Origin of the sequence: Algoriphagus aquimarinus (assembly GCF_900112005.1) — a bacterium.
In the GTDB taxonomy this organism is placed as follows: domain Bacteria; phylum Bacteroidota; class Bacteroidia; order Cytophagales; family Cyclobacteriaceae; genus Algoriphagus; species Algoriphagus aquimarinus.
Window position 1 is genome coordinate 47643 of sequence record NZ_FOKK01000026.1, and the last position, 6950, is coordinate 54592.

Below are 6950 nucleotides of genomic sequence, written 5' to 3' on the forward strand. Positions count from 1 at the left end.
TTTTACTACCTTCAAATCAAAAGGCGTTTCTGAGTGAGCATGAGAGTTTGGCTACTTTTCTGGGTTTTATTGCTTGGCTTTTTTACTTCGGTAAAAGCTCAGGAGAAATGCCGATGGGTAGATCCAAGGGGTTTTGTTAATCCAACGGTAGTAGATTCGCTTTCGGTACTTGAGGAGACCCTGAGGATAACTGATAAAAATGGGGCCTCGTATGACTTCAAGTATGAGCTCAGCACAAATAAACTTCAGGTGATTTTTGATGTTGAATCTATTCCAGATTCACTTTTGCTTTGCTATCGGACTTTTTCACTACGTCTTGATCAGCCAATTGCCCACAGAACTTTGTTTGCAGATTATGACTCCACAGCCCGGTTCAAGGATAACCGAATGTCAGAATTGCCTGCCTTTGACTTTCGGGAGGAGCTTTTCCCTACAAACAACCTTTATAAATCAGGAAGTCTTACACGTGGGATTTCCTTCGGAAATACTCAAAATGTATTCGTCAACTCGGCGCTAAACCTTCAGCTTGAAGGTGATATTTCTGAAAACCTAAAGATTCGTGCAAGCATCACGGATCAAAATGTTCCTTTCCAGCCAGAGGGAAATACCCAGCAAATCCAGGATTTCGATAATGTACTGATCGAGCTTTATAATGATGATTTCAGCTTGGCAGCTGGAGACGTGGTGTTGCGGCAAAGAGAATCTGAGTTTCTGCGCTATTACAAAAATGTGCAAGGGCTTCAATTTACTTCAAAGTATAAAATGAATGAGAATTGGACTGCCAGTTCTCAAGCTTTTGCTTCTATCGCCAAAGGTAAATTTGCGTCAATTCAATTGCCGATTTTGGAAGGAGTACTCGGGCCATATAGAGTTAGTGGGCCAAATAATGAGCGATTTGTTATCATCATGGCAAATTCCGAGCGGGTATTTCTGGATGGAAAGCAACTGAAGCGTGGATTCAATGAAGATTATGTGATTGATTATAATCAGGCAGAAATCACTTTTACTCCTAAAGTGCTAATCACACAATATTCCCGAGTTCGGGTGGATTTTGAATATGCAGAACGCAATTATTCCCGATCTATCATCGGAGCAAATCACACCCAGTCAAACGGGAAAGTAGATGTTTACTTGAATTATTACCAAGAGAAAGACAATAGAAACCGTCCGCTTTTTACTGATTTTTCTCAGCAGGAATTGGGACTCATGGCTTCCGTGGGAGATAGCGCAGAACTAGCAAGAATTCCACGTATAGATAGTGTAGCCTTTGATAAGAATAGGATTTTATATGCTAAAGTCACCGAATTCGATGATTTTGGAAATCCATTCGTTTATTATCAATACTCCAATGATCCTGAATTGGCATATTATGATTTGGGGTTCTCTCTAATTGGAGCTGGACAGGGAGATTATAGACGAGCTAGCCAATTATCCAATGGAACGGTTTACGAATATGTGCCGCGTCTTAATGGTCAGCCACAAGGGAATTACTCCATTTTGTCCCAGCTTCCTCTTCCTGATAGCAAGCGAATGGTGACTGCAGGTACAAAAATCAAACTGAACGAACATGAGAAGGTTTATACCGAACTGGCACTTTCGTCGGCGGATCAAAATCTCTTTTCTGAGTTAGATGATCTGGACAACCAAGGGCTGGGGATGAAAGTAGGATTGCAAAGTGAAGGCAGAGAATCCTCACTTTTCAAGGGGTATACCATGAAAGCTCAGACTGAATACGAGTACAATTCCACCAACTTCAATTTCATAGATCGATTCAGATACATTGAGTTTGATCGAGACTGGGGATTAAGCCAAGATGGGTTGCAAAACGCTGCTGCCGAGCAGTTTTTCCGAGCTGGAGTGGGTTTTACAAAAGATGCGCTCAATCGCTTTGATTATCTTTTTTACCTTAGAAATAGAGCCAATGTCCTGAATGGAACGCAGCATTCTGCCAATTGGAATTTGCAATTGGGATCTAAAATCCGAATCAGGCAAGAATTCTTCCGGTTGAATTCTAAGCAAGATTCGCTCAATTCTGATTGGACTCGCTATTTGGGTGATGTGAGTTATAATTCAAAAATCATCGTTCCAGGCTATCAATTTTCTCTGGATCAGAATGTCTTGAGAAATGCCGAGACTGACTCTGTGGTCAGCACGGCGATGAACTTTAAACAGCATTTGCTCTATTTACGAAGCAATGATTCACTTAGCTATTCCTTCTTGGCAGATGCTGCCTGGAGAGAAGATAAAGCTCCATTTGCTGGGCAATTGCTAAATGACACCCGAGCTTTTACTTCCAATTTCACCTTCCGAAAGCAGTGGACTCAGCATAGTCTAAGCAGTACCTTTACTTATCGTGAGCTGGAATATTTGCAGCGCGATCTAGAATCCGAGCTCACCGTAATGGGGAAGTTGGATTATCAGGGAAGCTTGGGTAAAAACCTCATTCGAAATGAAATCTCCTATGCCATAGGAAACGGACGGGAGTTGCAGCGCGAGTTTGTCTTTTTGCCTGCACCAAATGGTGATGGTACACATACTTGGCGTGACGATAACGCAGATGGAGTTCAGCAGTTGAATGAGTTTTACTTGGCTATCAACCCAGAAGAGAAACAATACATCAAGATTTTTGTTCCGACGGATACTTACATCCAGGCTTACACAAGTATTTTGAATTACAGATTTCAGGCTAAATTTCCAGAAGCATGGAAAGATGCTGGAGGCCTGCAGACTTTTCTTCATAAGTTCTCCAATACCACGAGTCTGAGTGTGGAGAAAAAAGTGACTTCAGACGACTTTGTGGATAGAATAAATCCCTTTTTGGGTGGAGTGAATCGAGAAGATATCCTCTCACTTCGACAAGTTATTAGATCTAGTTTTTTCTTCAATCGAGCTTCGGCGAAGTACGGATTTGACTTATCGTATTTCGATTCTCAATTCAAGCAGTTGCTTTCTGGAGGTTTTGAGGATTTGATTCAGAAAGATTGGAAGTTGAATACGCGGTATAATTTCAGTGGGCAAACTACTTTGAGGATTTTGGCTGGAACAGGTAATCGACTTTCTTCTTCTGATTTCTTAGACAATAGGAACTACACGATTTCCCAAAATCAAATTGGCCCTGAGTTCTCTTGGCAGCCAACACCATATTTCAGGACTACAGGAACTTACTTTTTCACAGGAAAAGTCAATACGGCAAATATTGAATTCAAAGAAAAAGCTCAACTACACCAAATAGGATTAGATCTTCGCTTTTCTAGGGCAGTAAAGACAACCCTAACAAGTAACTTGAAATTGATTCAGATCGATTACAATGGCGTGTCTAATTCTCCGGTAGGCTATGAAATGCTACAAGCCTTGACACCAGGAACTAATTTGACCTGGAATGTAAATTGGCTACAGAAAATAGGAGAGGGCCTTCAACTCAACTTGGTGTATGAAGGCAGAAATTCTCAAGGATTGGATCGTATTGTGCACGTAGGGAGAATGCAAGTTTCAGCTCTGTTTTGATAAAAAAATGTAACTTTGCGTAAGCTAAATAGTTGTCATACTAACTATTAAACTACGAATCAAATGAGCAAAAGCATCCTCGTCACTGGAGGTACCAAAGGAATAGGAAGAGCGATCATTGAGCGGTTTGCTGCTGAGGGTTTTGATATCTTCACTTGCGCGCGAAATGAGGCTGATCTGGCTAGTTTGAAGACTTTTCTAGAAGAAAAACATAGCGGTATCAAGGTGCTAGCAATCCAGGCAGACCTTTCTAAAAAAGCAGACGTCACTAGATTTGTCAATGAAGTCAAGACTATAGGGATTCCTGATGTATTGGTGAATAATACCGGCGTATTTATCCCAGGTACTATTCATGATGAGTCTGAAGGGAATTTCGAGTTGATGATGGAGACGAATTTGTACTCGGCTTATTACTTGACACGAGGTTTTGCTCAGGAAATGATCGCTCGTAAATCTGGACATATTTTCAGCATCGGATCAGTAGCAGGCTTAACGGCTTACCCAAATGGTGGAAGCTATGCTGTGTCCAAATGGGCAATGCTGGGCATGACCAAATGCCTTCGTGAGGAATTGAAACCTCATCAGATCAAAGTGACCTCAATTCTTGCTGGAGCGACTTATACTTCAAGCTGGGAGGGAGTTGATTTGCCTATCGAAAGATTCATGAAATCAGAAGATGTGGCTGAAAGTGTATGGGCTGCCTATAACCTTTCGCCCCAATCAGTTGTTGAAGAAATAGTAATCCGACCTCAATTAGGAGATATATAACCCACATGGAGCCACTTATCAAATCATTAGATCAGCTTTATTGCGATAGCTTGACGAGTTATTCAAGGAGAAAAACCATTCCGGTGAAAATCGGTGACGTCATCGTCGGCGGAGATAATCCTATCGTGGTGCAATCCATGACTACCGTCGATACCATGGACACCGAAGGCTCAATCGAGCAAAGTATCCGCATGATCGAAGCAGGTTGTGAGTTGGTAAGAATCACCGCTCCTAGTATCAAAGAAGCAGAGAACCTTCGGTACATTAAGGATGGGCTTCGCAAAAGAGGTTACAATACACCGTTGGTTGCAGATATTCACTTTACTCCAAATGCAGCCGAAGTAGCTGCGAGGATCGTGGAAAAAGTACGTGTGAATCCAGGGAATTATGCGGACAAGAAGAAATTTGAAGTAATAGAATATACAGACCTCACGTATCAAGATGAGCTGGATCGTATTCGTGAGCGGTTTTTGCCTTTGGTGAAAATCTGTAAGGAACATGGAACAGCGATGAGAATTGGTACCAATCACGGTTCTCTTTCTGATCGAATCATGAGCAGGTATGGCGACACTCCCCTGGGAATGGTGGAGTCGGCGCTTGAGTTTTTGAGGATCTGTGAGGACGAGAATTACTTCGATATCGTCATTTCGATGAAGTCATCCAACACACAAGTGATGGTTCAAGCTTATCGATTATTGGTTGAGAAATTGGATCAAGGAGGCTTCAAGCCTTATCCTTTGCACCTCGGAGTTACAGAAGCTGGAGAAGCGGAAGACGGTAGAATCAAATCGGCTGTTGGGATCGGGACTTTGCTGGAAGACGGATTGGGAGATACGGTTCGTGTTTCCTTGACTGAAGATCCTGAGTTTGAAGCGCCAGTTGCCAAAGCATTGATTGATCGCTATGCGAACCGTGCCGGACATGCTGAGATCAAGCCTATTCAAGACTATCCTGTAAATCCATACGAGCATTTCAAGCGCAATAGCGAGGAAATATACAATTTTGGAGGACATAATGTCCCAAGAGTAATTACTGATATTTCTAAGATCGAGAAGATCTCTGAAAAGGAAATAAAGGCAGTTGGACATTTCTATTTGCCAGAATTGGACAAGTGGAAAATGAATGATCAGGGATGTGATTTTGTGTATTCAGGATCCAATCCTATTCCTTTTATGCTTCCAAATGGCATGAAGGAAATACAGGATTCAGCGATTTGGACTACGGGAACTGATCAGCAAAACAAGTTTCCGCTGTTTGATTTGGTAGGGTTTTCTACTACTGAGAAATACCATGCGGAAGTTAATTTTCTGGAAATTAATGATAATCAGATAGCTGAAGCTATAGTACTTGCTTCGGGTAGAAAAGACACGGTGCTTATCCTCAAAACTGACAATAAACATGCAATGCCTGCGATGAGGAGAGCGTTGGTGAGTTTGCTGGAAGCCGAGTCTGACATTCCTGTGATCGTAAAAGTGAGTTATCCAGATCAATCTCAGGATGAAACGATGCTTTATGCCGCTACGGATGTAGGAGGCTTATTGATTGATGGATTGGGTGATGGGATCTTTATTTCTTTGGAAAAAGAGCAAGAACATTCTCGTGAAGAAATTCTAGAGCAAATCAAACTTCATAATTCTGTTGGTTTCGGTGTACTTCAAGCAGCGAGAACTCGAATGTCCAAGACTGAATACATTTCCTGTCCTTCTTGTGGTAGAACCTTATTTGACTTGCAGGAAACTACTGCGATGATCCGCAAGCGGACTGATCACCTGAAAGGTGTGAAGATCGGTATCATGGGTTGTATCGTAAATGGTCCTGGAGAAATGGCAGATGCGGATTATGGCTATGTTGGTTCTGGGAAAGGAAAAATCACACTTTATAAAGGAAAGGAAGTGATGAAGCGTTCGGTTCCTTCAGAGAAAGCCGTAGATAAATTGATCGAAATCATCAAAGAAGACGGCATGTGGAACGAACCGGAGATTATTTAATTTTAATAGAACCCTTCGAGGTTTTAAAAACCTTGAAGGGTTGCACCTCAAAGGATAGAGTTAGCCATTTACCAGTCCAATCTGTTAACCATTAAAAATTCAAACCATGTCTGATAACAATAAAGTAAAAGGGTTCTTTAATATGGGTGAATTTGGAAACTACTTCGTACGGGTTTTCCAAAAGTCTGATCCCAACCAGAAGTCTAATTACAACTTGCGAATGATGCACGGAATCAATAAGATTTCCATTGTTGTATTTCTATTGGCTATCATTTTTTGGATAGTGAAACGGTTTATATAGGAGTCTAACCGCATGGTCCGCGGAGTCCCGATAGCTATCGAAGCGCAACTATTAGTAGTTAAGTCTCCTGACTTTGACCGAAAAAAATAGAGTCTTCGGACTGCCGATATTTTCTAGCTAATAATAATTCTAATGCCCTTTTTCCTCATCACTTGAAAAGTAAGTTGGATCATATTGCTTTATCAATAGATCAAAATAAGGGGGGAAATGTTTTACCGATTAAGCAATAGTTTTATAGAACCACATAGATACATAGCTCTCATAGTTTAAAAAAGGACTATACATTATCCAATATCTTTGTTCTCTTTATGCCTTTTGTGGTAGATTATTTTTGAACCACAAAAGGAACAAAGGACATAAAGCTCAAAATGAGAATTAGCTGTCCAAGA

Annotated in this window: 4 protein-coding genes; all 4 read left to right on the forward strand. The window is 41.3% G+C overall.

The features are described from left to right. The first annotated feature begins 39 nt into the window (after positions 1 to 39). The 4 genes from BM291_RS20750 (at position 40) to BM291_RS20765 (ending at position 6561) form a co-directional block, all read left to right on the forward strand. Positions 40 to 3504, forward strand: a complete 3465-nt coding sequence (locus BM291_RS20750) for a hypothetical protein (RefSeq protein WP_092901541.1) — start codon at positions 40 to 42, stop codon at positions 3502 to 3504. 63 nt (positions 3505 to 3567) lie between these two features. Then, entirely contained in the window at positions 3568 to 4272 is a 705-nt protein-coding gene (locus tag BM291_RS20755; RefSeq protein ID WP_092901544.1) for an SDR family oxidoreductase, read from the forward strand. Positions 4273 to 4277: 5 nt separating this feature from the next. After that, on the forward strand, positions 4278 to 6260 hold the full coding sequence (gene ispG, locus BM291_RS20760; RefSeq protein ID WP_092901547.1) for a (E)-4-hydroxy-3-methylbut-2-enyl-diphosphate synthase: 1983 nt from the start codon (positions 4278 to 4280) through the stop codon (positions 6258 to 6260). 106 nt (positions 6261 to 6366) lie between these two features. Beyond that, positions 6367 to 6561, forward strand: a complete 195-nt coding sequence (locus BM291_RS20765; RefSeq protein WP_092901550.1) for a DUF6728 family protein — start codon at positions 6367 to 6369, stop codon at positions 6559 to 6561. Positions 6562 to 6950: the final 389 nt, after the last annotated feature.